This window comes from Bradyrhizobium huanghuaihaiense (assembly GCF_007830635.1).
In the GTDB taxonomy this organism is placed as follows: Bacteria; Pseudomonadota; Alphaproteobacteria; order Rhizobiales; family Xanthobacteraceae; genus Bradyrhizobium; species Bradyrhizobium huanghuaihaiense.
Genome location: NZ_VLLA01000018.1, coordinates 72,143 through 86,816, shown reverse-complemented (window position 1 = coordinate 86,816; position 14,674 = coordinate 72,143). Strand labels below are relative to the sequence as shown.

13 protein-coding genes are annotated in these 14,674 nt (G+C 65.1%); 8 read left to right on the top strand and 5 right to left on the bottom strand.

Going from position 1 to position 14,674, the window contains the following annotated elements; translation table 11 throughout:
• Nucleotides 1-27: 27 nt before the first annotated feature.
• From IQ16_RS29865 to IQ16_RS29845, 5 genes are all read left to right on the top strand, one after another.
• A complete protein-coding gene (locus IQ16_RS29865) occupies nt 28-792 on the top strand; it encodes a tetratricopeptide repeat protein (RefSeq protein WP_018646447.1) in 765 nt (254 codons plus the stop codon).
• A 260-nt stretch (nt 793-1,052) separates the two neighbouring features.
• Nucleotides 1,053-2,435, top strand: a complete 1,383-nt coding sequence (locus tag IQ16_RS29860; protein WP_018646448.1) for a tetratricopeptide repeat protein — start codon at nt 1,053-1,055, stop codon at nt 2,433-2,435.
• Nucleotides 2,436-2,801: 366 nt separating this feature from the next.
• A complete protein-coding gene (locus IQ16_RS29855; RefSeq protein WP_145831905.1) occupies nt 2,802-4,712 on the top strand; it encodes a propionyl-CoA synthetase in 1,911 nt (636 codons plus the stop codon).
• Nucleotides 4,713-4,890: 178 nt separating this feature from the next.
• Nucleotides 4,891-5,160 (top strand): hypothetical protein, encoded by a 270-nt coding sequence (locus IQ16_RS29850; protein WP_018646450.1) that lies wholly within the window; start codon nt 4,891-4,893, stop codon nt 5,158-5,160.
• Between the two features lie 192 nt (nt 5,161-5,352).
• On the top strand, nt 5,353-6,099 hold the full coding sequence (locus tag IQ16_RS29845) for an OmpW/AlkL family protein (RefSeq protein ID WP_018646451.1): 747 nt from the start codon (nt 5,353-5,355) through the stop codon (nt 6,097-6,099).
• Nucleotides 6,100-6,346: 247 nt separating this feature from the next.
• On the opposite strand, the gene IQ16_RS29840 is transcribed toward IQ16_RS29845, so the two are convergent.
• A complete protein-coding gene (locus tag IQ16_RS29840; protein ID WP_026312533.1) occupies nt 6,347-7,042 on the bottom strand; it encodes a DUF1013 domain-containing protein in 696 nt (231 codons plus the stop codon).
• A 253-nt stretch (nt 7,043-7,295) separates the two neighbouring features.
• Between IQ16_RS29840 and ispH the strand changes: the two genes are divergently transcribed.
• Genes ispH through rnhA form a run of 3 tightly spaced genes read left to right on the top strand, consistent with a single transcriptional unit; the run spans nt 7,296 to nt 9,715 of the window.
• A complete protein-coding gene (gene ispH, locus IQ16_RS29835) occupies nt 7,296-8,264 on the top strand; it encodes a 4-hydroxy-3-methylbut-2-enyl diphosphate reductase (protein ID WP_018646453.1) in 969 nt (322 codons plus the stop codon).
• 6 nt (nt 8,265-8,270) lie between these two features.
• Nucleotides 8,271-9,254, top strand: a complete 984-nt coding sequence (locus tag IQ16_RS29830; protein ID WP_018646454.1) for a homoserine kinase — start codon at nt 8,271-8,273, stop codon at nt 9,252-9,254.
• Nucleotides 9,251-9,715 (top strand): ribonuclease HI, encoded by a 465-nt coding sequence (rnhA, locus tag IQ16_RS29825; RefSeq protein ID WP_018646455.1) that lies wholly within the window; start codon nt 9,251-9,253, stop codon nt 9,713-9,715. The genes IQ16_RS29830 and rnhA overlap by 4 nt, the downstream gene beginning before the upstream one ends.
• A gap of 310 nt (nt 9,716-10,025) precedes the next feature.
• Here the strand turns inward: rnhA and IQ16_RS29820 are convergent, their stop codons facing one another.
• The 4 genes from IQ16_RS29820 to IQ16_RS29805 form a co-directional block, all read right to left on the bottom strand.
• Nucleotides 10,026-10,511 carry a peroxiredoxin gene (locus tag IQ16_RS29820; RefSeq protein WP_008543132.1) on the bottom strand — a complete coding sequence of 162 codons (486 nt, stop codon included), beginning with the start codon at nt 10,509-10,511 and terminating at the stop codon, nt 10,026-10,028.
• A gap of 108 nt (nt 10,512-10,619) precedes the next feature.
• Nucleotides 10,620-11,174: a DUF924 family protein gene (locus tag IQ16_RS29815; RefSeq protein ID WP_018646456.1), complete on the bottom strand. Its 555-nt coding sequence runs from the start codon at nt 11,172-11,174 to the stop codon at nt 10,620-10,622.
• 16 nt (nt 11,175-11,190) lie between these two features.
• Complete coding sequence (locus tag IQ16_RS29810; protein ID WP_018646457.1) at nt 11,191-12,876, bottom strand: long-chain fatty acid--CoA ligase; 1,686 nt, start codon at nt 12,874-12,876, stop codon at nt 11,191-11,193.
• Between the two features lie 196 nt (nt 12,877-13,072).
• Nucleotides 13,073-14,533, bottom strand: a complete 1,461-nt coding sequence (locus IQ16_RS29805; protein WP_018646458.1) for a D-alanyl-D-alanine carboxypeptidase family protein — start codon at nt 14,531-14,533, stop codon at nt 13,073-13,075.
• Nucleotides 14,534-14,674 lie beyond the last annotated feature (141 nt).

Here is a 14,674-nt window from a genome sequence, read left to right as displayed (position 1 = left end):
AAGCAAGACCTTCCGACTGCAACAAGCATGCGTTTTCAAAAACTCATCCAATGGTCAGCTGCCGCAGCGCTCTCGGCGCTTCCGATCGGCGCGGTCCATGCTGCGACCGGCGGCGAGCCGGCGGCCGTCACGCAGGTTGATATCGCACCGTGCCTCGCGGCCACCGCGGCCGACGACATCGACAAGGCGAATCCCGCCTGCGCGGCCGTGATCGACAACGAGAAGACGGCGAAGGCGGACCTGGTCAAGGCATTGATTGCGCGCGGTGCACTGTATGCGCGGCACGACCAGACCGATCGCGCAATCGCCGACGACAGCCGCGCTCTTTTGCTCGATCCCACGCTCGCCGATATCTTCAACGCCCGCGGCGAGCTCTGGCTGAAGAAGGGCGACAAGCCCAAGGCAGTGCAGGATTTCGGTGCCGCGCTCAAGATCGATCCAAACCACGAGAAGGCCAAGGCCAATCACAAGGCGATGGCGCGCGAGCTCGAGCGCATCGGCGCGCAGATGGCGGTCGCCGGCAAGCCCAGCTTCAATTGCGCCCGCGCGGCCAGGGCTGTGGAGAAGGCGATCTGCGGCAATCGCGAGCTCGCCGATCTCGACCGCGAGATCTATGGGTCGCATCTGCGCGCTGTCCGCGAGGCTCAGAGCCCGGCGGAGGCGCGCAAGATCCAGCGCGAGCAGGACGCCTTCGTCGCCCGCCGCAACGCCGAATTCGGGCGACCGGGGTACGACCTGAAAAAGGCGATGCAGGAGCGCTTGCAACAGATCAACGGCGTGGACGGATATTGATGCCGCGCTTGTCCTTTCCCGCCTGCGGCCGCGTTTTGGGGCGAGATATTAGACCCTCATGGTGAGGAGCCCGCCAAAGCGGGCTCTCCGGACGATGCTGCGCATCGCCGGGCGAACCATGCAAGCCGAGCTCATCCGGCAGTCTCCCACTGTCATGCGATAGGCCTTCCCGCCCGCGGCGGGGAGGAGAGCCCGCCGTTTGAACCTGTTGCCGGATGGCGGCGACAATGGGGAAAGCCCTTGTCCTGGAGTCCAAAGCCATGTGCGGCATGTCCCGTTCCGCGCAAATGTTCTCGTTTGCCAAAATCTCGCTCCGCGCCTTCTTCCTCGGCGCGGTTATGGGCCTGACCCTCATCGGTCCGGCTTCCGCCGGCACGGATTGCGTGCCGGGCAGCAAGGCTGCTCCCGCGGAACTGATCTCCGCGTGCGGCGTCATCATCGACCAGACGGCAAATCCGGCGTCTGAACGCTCCATGGCGCTCGTCGCTCGCGCCGAAGCCAATGCGCGAACCTCCGGAGGCCAGTCGCAGGCGCTGCGCGATCTGGACCGCGCCATCGCCCTCGACGGCAAGAACGCAAAGGCCTGGCGCGTGCGCGGCAACCTCTTGCGCGAGGCCGGCGGCGACCTCAATCGGGCCGCGGCGGATCTGACCAAGGCGATCGAGCTCGATCCGCAGGATGCGGAAGCTTTCGAGCTGCGCGGCGTCGTCTACACCAACCAGCATCGCTTCGACCGCGCCATTGCAGACTACGACCAGGCCATCAAGCTGAAGGCAGATTCCGCCCAGGCCTGGTCCGACCGTGGCGCGACCTTCTATCTGCGCGGCGACTACGACAAGGCTGTCGCTGACCTCAGCGAGGCGCTACGGCTCGATCCGAACCGGGCGCGCAGTTACACCAACCGCGGCGCCGCCTACAAGAAGCTCGGCGAGCTCGACAAGGCGATCGCAGACGACAGCGAGGCGATCCGGCTCGATCCAAAGGTGCCGGAGTACTTCGACAACCGCGGCCTCACCTATGCCGCGATGAAGGAGTACGACAAGGCGATCGCCGATTACGATCAGGCGATCCGTCTCGAGCAGCGGGTGAACTTCCTGACCAACCGCGGCGACTCCTACCAGTTCAAGGGCGAACTCGGTGCTGCGCTGTCGGACTACAATGACGCGCTGAAGCTCGATCCGAATTTTGCCAAGACCTACAACAATCGCGCCGTGCTCTACAAGAAGATGGGCGAGCGCAAGAAGGCGCTGGCCGACTACGAGGCGACGTTGCGGCTCGATCCCGCCAATGAGAACGCGCTCAACGGCCGCCGCGCGATGATCGCCGAGATCGCAAAATTCGGCGGCGAGCCGTCCCGTGTGCTGAACGCCGCCGCCAGCGATCCGTCGTTCGACTGTGCCTCCGCCAAGCGCGAGGTCGAGAAGGTGATCTGCGCCGATCCGCAGCTCGGCGTGCTCGACCGCCAGATCGCCGAGGCCTATGAGCGCGTGCTGAAAGCGGCGAGCAAGCGCTCGGCGGATGGCCTGCGCAAGTCCCAGCGCGATTTTCTCGTCACGCGCGATGCGAGCTTCCGTCGCCCCGACTACGATCTGAAAAAGGTCATGCAGGAGCGATTGCAGAAGCTGAACGCGATGGAGAGCTGAGAGGCGAAGGAGCCGAAGCCTTGCGGCTGGCTCCGTACCTCTCCCGCTTGCGGGAGAGGTCGACGCGCTCGGAGAGCGCGGCGGGTGAGGGCTCTCTCCTCTTGGGGACCTTCATGAGTCCTGCACAATCCCAGCGCGGAGGCACCCCCACCCAAACCCTCCCCCGCAAGCGGAAGAGGGAGCCGACTGCCGATGCCGCGCAAGCTCCACACCTCTCCCCAAAGCCCATCCTTTTCGGCTTGAACCGCGGCTCGTTCCCGGGAAAATAGCCCTCAAGCAAGGCCGGCAATTGATCCTGGTCATGGCGGGACACCTGTCCTGCCACAAGGGTCAGGGCCAGGCCATAAAGGGAACGGGAGCGCGGGAATGAATGTCCAGGGGAAGAGTCTCTATCACGAGGTCCATGCGCGCTCGCTGGCCGACCCCGAGGGCTTCTGGGCCGAGGCGGCCAAGGAGATCGACTGGATCGAGCCGCCCAAAAAGATCTTCGATGCCTCGCAGGGACCCTATGGCCGCTGGTTTACCGGCGGCGTGGTCAACACCTGCTACAACGCGCTCGACCGCCATGTCGAACGCGGCCGCGCCGACCAGGTCGCGCTGATCCATGATTCGCCGCTGACGGGCTCGATCACCAAATTGACCTATGCCGAGCTCCTCGGCGAGGTGCAGGCGCTTGGCGCCATCATGCAGGATTTCGGTGTCACCAAGGGCGACCGCGTCATCCTCTACATGCCGATGGTGACGGAGGCGGTGGTCGCGATGCTCGCCTGCGCACGCATCGGTGCGGTGCACTCGGTGGTGTTCGGCGGCTTTGCCGCAAAGGAACTCGCCACCCGCATCGACGATGCGCAGCCGAAGCTCATTCTCTCGGCGAGCTGCGGCATCGAGCCCGGCCGGATCGTGCAGTACAAGCCGCTGCTCGACGAGGCGATCAAGCTTGCCGGCAGCAAGCCGAAGGCCTGTATCGTGCTGCAGCGTCCGCAGCTCACCTGTGATCTCACGCCCGGCCGGGACTATGATTGGGCAAGTCTGCGCCGCAAGGCGATCAACGACGGCAAGAAGGCGCCTTGCGTGCCGGTTGCCGCCACCGATCCGCTCTACATCCTCTACACCTCGGGCACGACGGGCATTCCCAAGGGCGTCGTGCGCGACAATGGCGGCCATCTGGTTGCGGTGAAATGGTCGATGTTCAACCTCTATGGCGTCAAGCCGGGCGAGGTCTGGTGGTGCGGCTCCGACATCGGCTGGGTGGTCGGCCACAGCTACATCGTCTATGGCCCGCTGCTGCATGGCGCGACCTCGATCATGTACGAGGGCAAGCCGGTCGGCACACCCGATGCCGGTGCGTTCTGGCGCGTCATCAGCGAGCACAAGGCGGTCGCCTTGTTCACCGCACCGACCGCGTTCCGCGCGATCCGGAAAGAGGATCCGGACGGGAAGTTCATCCGGCAATATGACCTGTCGAAATTCCGCACGCTGTTCCTCGCCGGCGAGCGCGCCGATCCGCCGACGGTGGAATGGGCGGAGCAGCAGCTGAAGGTGCCCGTCATCGACCATTGGTGGCAGACCGAGACCGGCTGGTGCATCGCCGGCAATCCGGTCGGCCTCGGCATGCTGCCGGTGAAGCACGGCTCGCCGACGGTGCCGATGCCGGGCTATCAGGTCGATGTCGTCGATGAAGCGGCCAAGCCCGTCGGCCCCAACACCATGGGCTCGATCGTCATCAAGCTGCCGATGCCGCCGGGCTGCCTGCCGACGCTGTGGAATCAGGACGCTCGTTTCAAGGAAGCTTACCTCAGCGAATTCCCCGGCTACTACAAGACCTCCGACGCCGGCTACAAGGACGAGGACGGCTACGTCTTCGTCATGGGCCGCACCGACGACATCATCAATGTCGCCGGCCATCGCCTGTCGACCGGCGGCATGGAGGAGATCCTGGCCTCGCATCCCGACGTCGCCGAATGCGCCGTGCTCGGCGTCAAGGACGCGATCAAGGGCGAGGTGCCCTGCGGCTTCCTGGTGCTCAAGGCCGGCGTGAAGCGCGCCCCCGCCGAGATCGAGAAGGAGATCGTTGCGCTGGTGCGCGACCGGCTCGGCCCGGTCGCCGCCTTCAAGCTCGCCATCACCGTGGGCCGCCTGCCCAAGACGCGCTCCGGCAAGATCCTGCGCGGCACCATCAAGAAGATCGCCGACGGCGAGTCCTGGACCATGCCGGCGACGATCGAAGATCCCAAGGTGCTGGACGAGATCGGCGAGGCGCTGAAGGGGCGTGTGTGAGGTTTCGAACCGTCATTCCGGGGCGATGCGAAGCATCGAGCTATGGTGCGCGATTGCGCACCTGAGAATCTCGAGATTCCGGGTCTGGTGCTTGCGCACCAGACCGGAATGACGGTGTTACCGACTTACAATCTCCGCATTCCGCGCTAAACAGGGGCCGGCCAAAAGGGGACCTTCGATGCCACTCGCCACCGCGCCGCGTCTGCTCGCAGCCGTCACTCTCGCCATCGCTCTCTCCGCCTGCTCGGCGCGCTACCAGACGCCGGTGGCCGTGGGCGGTGACGATGACGACGCGGTGTGCCAGAGCCGCGGCTACGCCCAGGGGTCGCCGGAATACGTGGCCTGCCGCAAGGATCGCGACGTCCAGCGCAACGCCGCCACCGCGCGCGCCGATCGCCGCCAGCGCGATCTCGGCGAGTACATGCTGAACAATCCCGTGCGGCCGTAAGCGCGGAGCGCGGAATTATCCTGCCGCGCTACTGTCTCGCACCTGCATCTGTCGTGACACATCTGCAACGCCACGGCCAAATCGTGTCGCGTTTGTCCTGATTTGATCGGCGTCAAATCCTTCACCGTCCCCTTTCTGCTCTGAGGCCCATGTCGCGCAACGACGCGCGAGAGATGGCTGAAGGGGAATGCAATGGAAGGAACGATAAGAAACCTGGCGCGGCTCGCGATGATTGGCGCGATGCTCGCGGGGACCTTTGTCGCGGCGCAGGCTGCCGATCTGCCGGTCTACAAGAAGGCGCCGCCACAGGTAGAAGGCTTCAATCCCTGGATGGTGCGCCTGCGCGTGCTCGGCGTCTTGCCGGACGCCGGCGGCTCCACCGTCAATGTCGCGGGCGTTCCCTCGCTGTCGTCGCCGAATTCCGGCCTCGAGATCAGCGACCAGGTCGTGCCCGAGCTCGACATCAGCTATTTCTTCACGAAGAACATCGCGGCCGAACTGATCCTCGGAGTGACCAGGCATTCGATCAGCGGCACCGGCTCGCTCGCAAGCCTGCCGATCGGCAAGACCACGCTGCTGCCGCCGACGCTGACGCTGCAATATCACTTCGACAATTTCGGCGCGTTCAAGCCGTATGTCGGTGCCGGCGTGAACTACACCGTGTTCTTCAACAATTCCGCCGCCAACGTGCCGGCCGCCATCGTCGGACCGCCCGCGATCGTCGCCACCACCACGAACCTGCACGTCAGCAATGCCTTCGGCGGTGCCGTGCAGTTCGGCTTCGACTACATGCTCGACCGGCACTGGGGTCTCAACGTCGACGTCAAGAAGCTCTGGCTGCGGCCGGATTACTCGGCGACCGTTAGCGGCCTCCCCGTCAAGGGCACTGCGCATATCGATCCCTGGCTGGTCGGCGCCGGTGTGACGTACAAGTTTTGAGATGCGGCGGTGTTGGGGAGGCACACTACCTCCCCGCGTCGTCCCGGCGAAGGCCGGGACCCATACCGCGTGATCTCGCGGTTGCGGACGGTCGGCGTACCGGACGACGAGTCTTCGCCAAACCTCTCCTTGGGGTTATGGGTCCTGGCTTTCGCCAGGACGACGATGGGGAGACGCGCAAAACAAAAACGCGGCAGGTTTTCCTGCCGCGTTTTGATTGCATTTGATCGCAAACGAGCGAGGAGCCTTACTCCTCCTCTTCGTCCTGCTTCTTGCCGCCGAGCGTCTTCAGCTTGGCGAACACGGCGTCGACGTTGAGGTCGTCGCTCGATCGCTCGGCGGGCTCGAACTCGTCCTTCTTGGTGGTCTCGGAGGCCGGCAGCAGGGTGGCGCCGCCATAGGCCGCGTCGATCGGCTTCTCCTTCGCAGCGCGCTGGACTTCGAAATCCAGCTCGATCTGCGAGCAGAGGCCGAGGGTGACGGGGTCGATCGGGGTCAGCTGGGACGTATTCCAGTGGGTGCGGTCGCGGACGCTGGCGATGGTGCTCTTGGTGGTGCCGACGAGGCGCATGATCTGGGCGTCCTTGAGCTCCGGATGGCTGCGCAGCAGCCAGAGGATCGCGCTCGGGCGCTCGTGGCGGCGCGAGACCGGGGTGTAGCGCGGGCCCTTGCGCTTGGGCTGCGGCGGCAGCACCACCTTGCTCTCCTGCAGGCGGAGCCGGTAATCCGGGTTCTTCTCGCCCTTCTCGATCTCCTCGCGGGTCAGCTGGCCGTTGGAGAGGGGGTCCATGCCCTTGATGCCCTGGGCGGCGTCGCCATCGGCGATGGCGCGCACCTCGAGGGGATGCATCTTGGTGAAATCGGCGACCTGGTCGAAGGTCAGCGCGGTGTTGTCGAGCAGCCAGACGGCGGTCGCCTTGGGCATCAGAGGTGCGTTGCTCATGGCAAATCTCCTTTGTGCTTCGCCCACCCCTCTGGAGGCGAAACCGGTGGTCATCAGCGATGACAGGGAATTCGCGCTATATAAGCCCGGAGGGGCTGGCCACGCAATGGTTCTGCTATAGATAGTGCCTTGACAGCGCCCGAAAGGGGGCCCAATTCCCTCTGCAGTCCCGTAAGCCCGTACCTAAGCCCATTCATCCATCCGACCGCTTCCCGCCCCATTTGGCGAGGTGATTCGGTCCCGAGATCGCCCAATGTCAGCCAAACCAGACCTTAAGATCGTGCTTTGTTCTCCCCGCGGCTTCTGTGCCGGGGTGGTCCGGGCGATCGACACCGTGGAACGGGCGCTCGATAAGTACGGCGCCCCCGTCTATGTTCGCCATGAGATTGTGCACAACAAGTACGTCGTCGATGGGTTGAAAAAGAAGGGCGCCATCTTCGTCGAGGAACTGGCCGAAATCCCCGAAAATACCACCGCGCCGGTGGTGTTCTCGGCCCATGGCGTGCCGAAATCGGTTCCGGCCGACGCCCAGTCCCGCAATCTGTTCTCGCTGGATGCGACCTGCCCGCTGGTGACCAAGGTCCACCGCGAGGCCGCGATCCACTTCAAGCGCGGCCGCGAGATCTTCCTGATCGGCCATTCCCATCACCCTGAGGTGGTCGGCACGCTCGGCCAGCTCCCCGTCGGCGCGGTCACCCTGATCGAGACCGCCGAGGACGCCAAGACCATCAATCCGAAGGACCCCGATAACCTCGCCTTCGTGACCCAGACCACGCTGTCGATCGACGACACCGCGGAGATCGTGGCGCTGCTCAAGGAGCGCTTCCCGAACATCAACGGGCCGCACAAGGAAGACATCTGCTACGCCACCACCAACCGCCAGCTCGCGGTGAAGAAGGTGGCGCCGGTGGTGGACGCCTTGATCGTGGTCGGCGCGCCGAATTCGTCGAACTCGCAACGCCTGCGCGAGGTCGCCGAGCGCGAGGGCTGCAGGATCGCGGTGCTGGCGCAGCGCGCCGCCGACATCGACTGGGACAAGTTCGGCAACATCGCGAGCCTCGGCATCACCGCGGGCGCCTCCGCGCCGGAAGTGATTGTCGAGGAGATCATGGACGCCTTCGCCGAGCGCTACACGCTGCATGTGGAGACGGTCTCGGCCGCGGAGGAGAACGAGTTCTTCCCGCTGCCGCGTCAGGTGCGCCCCGAAGCTGCCGCCGAGTAGACCCTTATGGCGGTCTACACCGACGTCGCCGCCGACGAACTTGCGGATTTCCTGAAACAATACGATCTCGGCGAATTGCTCTCCTACAAGGGCATCGCCGAGGGCGTCGAGAACTCCAACTTCCTGCTGCATACCAGCCAGGGGTCGTTCATCCTCACGCTCTATGAGAAGCGCGTGGCGAAGAACGATCTGCCCTTCTTCCTCGCGCTGATGACGCATCTCGCCGAGCACGGCGTCAATTGCCCGCTGCCCGTGAAGGGACGGGACGGCGAAGCGCTGCGCGAATTGTCGGGCCGCCCCGCCGCGATCATCACCTTTCTCGAAGGCGTCTGGCCGCGCAAGCCGAACGCGACCCATTGCGCCGGCGTCGGCGAGGGGTTGGCCCGGATGCATCTGGCCGGCGCAAATTTCGCGGTTCGGCGCGCCAATGCGCTGTCGGTTGGGGGTTGGCGGCCGCTGTTCGACGCGGCGTCGAGCCGTGCCGACGAGGTACAGCCCGGCCTGCGTGCGTTTCTCGCCGCCGAGCTCGATCATCTCGCGAGCGGGATCTGGCCGACCAACCTGCCGGAGGGCGTGATCCACGCCGACCTCTTCAACGACAACGTCTTCTTCCTCGGCGACAAGCTCTCCGGCATCATCGACTTCACCTTCGCCTGCAATGACATGCTGGCCTATGACGTCGCGATCTGCCTCAACGCCTGGTGCTTCGAGCCGGATCATTCCTTCAACGTCACCAAGGCGCGCGCCTTCCTCAATGCCTATGGTCGTGTGCGCAAGCTGAGCGAAGCCGAAGAGGCTGCGCTGCCGCTGCTGGCGCGCGGCGCTGCGATCCGCTTCCTGCTGACGCGGCTGGTGGATTGGCTCAACGTGCCGCCCGGCGCGCTGGTCAAGCCGAAGGATCCGCTGGAATATGTCCGCAAGCTGCGCTTCCATCAGAGCGTATCGAGCGTGCGCGATTACGGGCTGATGCCATCAGGATTGGTCGCGTGAGCGAAAAGCCCGTCGTCACGATCTATACCGACGGCGCCTGCTCGGGGAATCCCGGGCCGGGCGGCTGGGGCGCGATCCTGAAGTTCGGCGACAAGGAGAAGGAGCTGAACGGCGGCGAGCGCCACACCACCAACAACCAGATGGAGCTGATGGCGGCGATCTCCGCGCTCGAGGCGCTGAAGAAGCCGTGCACGGTCGATCTGTACACCGACAGCCAGTATGTCCGGCAGGGCATCACCGGCTGGATCTTCGGCTGGAAGCGCAACGGCTGGCGCACCGCCGACAAGAAGCCGGTGAAGAATGTCGAGCTATGGCAGCGCCTCGACGCCGCCTTGAAGCAGCACGAGGTGCGCTGGCACTGGGTCAAGGGCCATGCCGGCCATCCCGAGAACGAGCGCGCCGATCAGCTCGCGCGCGACGGGATCGTGAAGGCGCGGTTGCAGCAGCGGGTGGGGGAGTAGGACGCGGCGCATTTCGCTTGTGTCACCGCCTAGCACCCCAATCCCCGCGGTCATCCCGGCGAAGGCCGGGATCCATAACCACAGGGTCGAGTTTGGCGAAGACTCGTGGTTACCAGCTCGTGCCGCAACTCCACCCTGGGGGTATGGGTCCCGGCCTTCGCCGGGACGACACCGAGAGCGCGGCTAGAAGCGACGGCAGTTTCGTAGGGTGGGCAAAGCGAAGCGTGCCCACGGCTTTTTTCAATCTGGGACAGATGGTGGGCACGGCGCTGGCGCGCCTTTGCCCACCCTACGGCACTTCCGCCGTGGCTCAGAGCTGCCCGAGCAGCGTATCGCCGCCGGAGACCTCGACCTTGCCGGGCATGGCTTCGAGGTTCAGCTTCTTCACCACGCCGTCCTCGACCAGCATCGAATAGCGCTTGGAGCGGATGCCGAGGCCGTTGGCGGAAGCATCTAGCTCCATGCCGATCGCCTTGGCGAACTCGGCATTGCCGTCGGCGAGGAAGATCGCCTCGTCGCGCTGGTCGGTGTCGCGCTTCCAGGCGTTCATGACGAAGGCGTCGTTGACCGAGACGATGGCGATGGTGTCGACGCCCTTGTCCTTCATGGCGTAGGCGTTGAGGAAGATGCTCGGCAGATGCATCTTGTGGCAGGTGCCGGTATAGGCGCCGGGCACGGCGAACAGCGCCACCTTCTTGCCCTTGAAGATATCGTCGGTGGTCTTCACCTGCGGGCCTTCCGCCGTCATTACGCGGAATTTCGCCTCGGGCAGCTTGTCGCCAGTCTGGATCGCCATCGTCAGTCTCCCTGAAAATCGGTCCCGCTTTTTAGACCGAGCGGCGGGCCCGCACAATATTGCCGGCGGGGAAAGCGACGTGGGCCGTGGCCCTTCACCGTGATGTCATCAGCCCGCAAATCCGCCGCCGTCGAGGAAGGCCTGTTCTTCCTCGGTGGTGTCGCGGCCAAGGATGCGGTTGCGGTGGGGGAAGCGGCCGAACCGCTCGATGATGTCGGCGTGCTCCCGGGCGTATTTCTGGTTCTCGGTATTGTCGGTGTTCGCAAACAGCGCGACGCAGTGCAACTGGTCGGGCAGGTGCTCCGAATGCATGAAGGGCATGTAGAGGAATTCGAGCAGGATGGGATCGATCCTGCGGTCGACGCCCCGCGCGATGGCGCGGCGGGCGACATCGCGTGCCAAGGCGTCGCTGCCAAAGGCTTGCCGAGTGCCGCGAAACATGTTGCGGGGAAACTGGTCGAGCACGATGATCAGCGCGAGTGCGCCGTCGTCGCTATCCTCCCATGACGAGAGTTCGCCGGCGACGGCCTTCTGCCAGAGCGCGGCAAAACGGTGTCGCACGTCCGCGTCGAAGGCGTCATTGCGCTCGTACCAGCGTTCGTGGCCGGCCTCTCGCCAGAAGGCGAGAACGCCTGCCGGCGTGATGTCGCGGGCGTCGGTCATGAACGGGAGGCGCGCGTTACGCCGCCTCCGCCTTCTTCTCGTCCCGAAGCTGCCGGCGCAGGATCTTGCCGACATTGGTCTTCGGCAGGTCGGTGCGGAATTCGATGTGCTTGGGCACCTTGTAGCCGGTGAGCTGCTCCTGGCAGAACTTGATCACGGCTTCGGCGGTGAGGTTCGGGTCCTTCTTCACGACGAACGCCTTCACCGCCTCGCCGGATTTGGCATCGGGGATGCCGATCACGGCGCATTCGAGCACGCCGGGATGGCTCGCGATCACTTCCTCGATCTCGTTGGGATAGACGTTGAAGCCGGAGACCAGGATCATGTCCTTCTTGCGATCGACGATCTTGGTGTAGCCCTTCTCGTCCATGATGCCGATGTCGCCGGTGCGGAAATAGCCGTCCGCCGTCATGACCTTGGCGGTCTCCTCCGGCCTGTTCCAGTAGCCCGACATCACCTGCGGGCCCTTGGCGCAGATCTCGCCGGCCTGGCCGAGCGGCACTTCGTTGCCGTCGTCATCGCGGATCGAGATGTAGGTCGAGGGCACGGGAATGCCGATCGATCCCGAGAATTCGGTGGTGGTCGCGGGGTTGCAGGTGAGCGTCGGCGAGGTCTCGGACAGGCCGTAGCCTTCGGCGATGAAGCAGCCGGTCACCGCCTTCCACTGCTCGGCGACGGAGCGCTGCACCGCCATGCCGCCGCCGTTGGAGATCTTCAGCTTGGAGAAGTCGAGCTTCTTGAAATCCGGGTGGTGCATCAGGCCGTTGTAGAGCGTGTTGACGGCCGGGAAGCTGTTGACCTGGTACTTTGCCAGCTCCTTGACGAAGCCGGCGATGTCGCGCGGATTGGGGATCAGCAGATTGCAGCCGCCGGCGCGCACCGCGAGCAGGTAGCAGGCCGTCAGCGCGAAGATGTGATAGAGCGGCAGCGCGCAGACGATCATGAGCTGCTCGACATGCGGCGGCTGGGCCAGCGCCGGCTGGAGCCAGGCGTCGTTCTGCAGAACGTTGGCAACGATGTTGCGGTGGACCAGGGTCGCGCCCTTGGAGACGCCGGTCGTGCCGCCGGTATATTGCAGGAAGGCGACGTCGCCCGGCGACAGCTTTGGCTTGTTGAAGGCCAGAGAGCGGCCGGACGACAGCGCGTCGTTGAACGACACCGCGCCCGGCAGCGACCAGGCCGGCACCATCTTCTTGACGCGGCGGACGACGAGATTGACGATCACGCCCTTGAAGCCGAGCAGGTCGCCCATGCTGGCGACGATGACGTGCTTCACCGGCGTCTTCGCGATCACCTGCTCGACGGTGTGCGCAAAATTCTCCAGCACGATGATGGCTTCGGCGCCGGAATCCTTGAGCTGGTGCTCGAGCTCGCGCGGGGTGTAGAGCGGGTTGACGTTGACGACGGCGAAGCCCGCCCGCAGCACCGCGGCGGTCGCGACCGGATATTGCAGCACGTTCGGCATCATGATGGCGACGCGCGCGCCGCGCTGCAGCCCGCGGCCTTGCAAGTAAGCGGCGAGCGCGACCGACATCTGGTCGAGGTCGCGATAGCTGATCGACTTGTCCATGCAGATGAACGCCTTGCGGTCGGCGAACTTGGTGAAGCTCTCCTCCAAGAGGTCGACCAGCGATGCGTATTGCGTCGGCTCGATATCAGCAGGCACGCCGGGCGGATATTGCTTGAGCCAGATGCGCTCCATGGAAAACTCCCCTCAATTTACCAGAGCCCGTTGTGTCTCGGGCTTGCCTCGTTGCCGCCAGTATCGAGCCTGCCGCAACGGGTGGCAAGCCGTCGTGGCTTAGGGCAAAGGTCGGAGAGTGGCTACTGGAATCGTCGCAAAACCGCGCTTCCCGCAGGTGCGAAGCGCGGGCCGCGGTTTTAGCCTCGCGGGGGCGTTAGCTGTTGTTGGCCGGCTTGGCGGGAGGCTTGGTTGCGGCCTTGGGCTTGGCGGGCTTCACGGCCTGGTCGCCGCTCGCCGCGGGCTTTGCCGCCGCATCGGGCTTGGCCGCGGCATGCTTGGTCCCAGCCGGCTTGGCTGCGGTCTTGCCGTCGGTCGGTTTGGCATCCGGCTTTGCCGCTGCCGTCTTCGCCGCTGCCGTCTTCGCGTCCTTCGGCTTATCGGCGGGCTTGTCGGCTGCATCAGGCTTCTTCGCGACGCGCGACTTCTTGCCACGCGGTTTTGGCGTCGCCTGCTGGTCGGCATCGGCCGCGACCGCGGCGATCAGGGCGGTGCCGGTGCGGGTCGGACCGGTATAGACGAGCACGGGCTCGGTCGCCGCCGGCGCCGAGGCCATCAGCTCGGAGGCCTTCATCAAGGGCGGCTGGAGGCCGGCCGTAAAGAACGTCACCTGAGCTTCACCGCCGGTCGCGGAGGCCGATCCGGACGTGCCGCCATTGGCTGCGATCAGCGCGTCGTCGTCGTCGCTGGCCGGCCGCTTGCGATGACCGCCGCACATCTCGTCGCGCAGGTTCGGCGGCGAGGCATCGACCGGCACCAGCTTGTCGACGGTGCCGAGCGAGGGGCGGAGCCAGGTGAGACCGTCCTGGCTGAAGCCGCGCTCGAGCAGCTGCGCCGCCTTCACTGCGCGCGCGGTGCCGGAGTTCGCACCCAGCACCACCGCGATCAACCGGCGGCCGTTGCGCGTCGCCGAGGCCACGAGGTTGTAGCCGGAGGCGCAGATGAAGCCGGTCTTGAAACCGTCGGCGCCGGGATAGCGGCCGATCAGCTTGTTGAAATTGCCGGTGGTGCGCTTGCCGAAGCGGATCGCCGGAATGTGCACGAAGTATTCGTATTCGGGCAGATCGCGCAGGAACGAGCGGGCGAGAATGCCGAGGTCGCGGGCCGAAGTGATCTGGCCGTCGGCGGGCAGGCCGTTTGGATTGACGTAGCTCGTCTGCGTCATGCCGAGCTTCTGCGCTGTGTCGTTCATCATCGCGGAGAAGCCGTCGATCGAACCGCCGACGCCTTCGGCGAGCACCACGGCCATGTCGTTCGCCGACTTCACCATCATCATCTTCAGCGCATTGTCGACCGTGAGCTGTGTTCCCGGACGGAACCCCATCTTCGAGGGCGACTGCGAGGCGGCCGTCGGCGACACCGTGAGCAGCGTGTCGAGCGTGAGCCTGCCGTCCTTCACCGCCTTCAGCGTCACATAGGCTGTCATGATCTTGGTGACGGAGGCCGGATACCAGGGAATGGTCGCGTTGTCCGCCTGCAGCACCTTGCCGCTATCGGCCTCGATCAGCAGCAGCGCTTCGGCGCTCGCCGCGCGCGGCGCGAGCAGCACGACACATGCGAAGGCCGCAGCGAACAGGTTGAACAGGGATTTGCGAAGCAGCGGGCGAAGGGCGTGCACTATCCGATTCCGGTCCTTGGAGATCCGCCTGATACGGGCGGTTCTCGTGATCTGAGTTTCGGGTTCTGAAATCCGGCGCCGCCGCTTGCGGCGTCGCAAACCTATACCGGCTCGTGCGTCGAGAATAGGGGCTTCGGGTGG